At 31.1% G+C, this 1,046-nt stretch carries 1 protein-coding gene; it reads left to right on the top strand.

Annotated features, from left to right (window positions below):
- Positions 1–904, top strand: a 904-nt coding sequence (locus Rain11_RS13740; RefSeq protein WP_207764462.1) for a hypothetical protein, incomplete at its 5' end; no start/stop codon positions are given.
- Positions 905–1,046 lie beyond the last annotated feature (142 nt).

The raw sequence follows: 1,046 nt of genomic DNA, 5'->3' as shown, positions 1-1,046 counted from the left end.
CGTTATAGCTAATTGTAAAACCGAAAGAACAGAAAATATGACGACAAAAAAAATTACCGTTTTCTTATTTGTTGTGACTTTAATCTCAACAAAGACATTTTGCCAACAACCATCTCCAATCGGAATAATTTTCAATCCGAGAGTTAATACATTCGCAATTTCTGGAGTTGGTGGCGGAAATTTGTATGAATTAAGAGCTCAAAAAAGTTCAACTTCTGGACAAGTAGCACTTGATTGGAATATTGGTTTGAAGGATAGCAAAACCAAAAAAACTGGAAAAGATAAGTTAACCACTTTAACCACTATTTTTAAGTATAATCCATTTCTACAAGCTAATTTCATTGCCGGTGATTCACTCGAACCAAGAAAAATAGCATTTGTTGACAACGAATTTCAAATGTTATTAGGATTTAGGTTAACTAATTTGAAAGAAATCGGAACAGACAATAATTCAAAATTGATAAATATGGTTTTTGCTGATGCTTCAATGGCACCATATGAATTAAAGTATAGTATAAACCCATTGAATACTGGTTTTAGAAATTTCAATGTAAATTTTGGTTATCAAATTGGTTACATTACTAATACAGATTTTGGTTTAGTTGGTTTTACATTTAGTCCTCAATTAAATTTCATAAACATTTATGAAAACAAGTCAAATGGAAATTCATTTGAGGAACTTAATCTATCTAATGAAATTTTGAGTAGAAATATTTTAGGCGGTGGTTTCAAAATTAGTATTCCATTGAATGACTTTTGTTTTTTCTTTGAGACTCGTAAATATTTTCCTTTAGATAACTCAAGACAAATTATAGGACTAACTGACAGAGCAATTTTTTCATTTGGTGGTGTAGCTACAGGAACTGTCTTTAAAACTAAAACAAAAGAATCTAATATTTATTGAAATAACAACTAGCTATAACAGCAAATAAGCTCAAGCAGGGTTGAAGTGCTTCGTAAGAAAGGGAAGTGATAGATTTGAAGTTCAGTTCTTCGTAGGAAGCTCAGTGGTAAAATCCCTGCCTGCGCCTATTTGCAAACCGTTA

It is taken from the genome of Raineya orbicola (genome assembly GCF_002843425.1).
In the GTDB taxonomy this organism is placed as follows: Bacteria; Bacteroidota; Bacteroidia; order Cytophagales; family Thermonemataceae; genus Raineya; species Raineya orbicola.
Note: the sequence above shows the minus strand (reverse complement) of the source record. Positions and strands in the feature narration are given on the sequence as shown.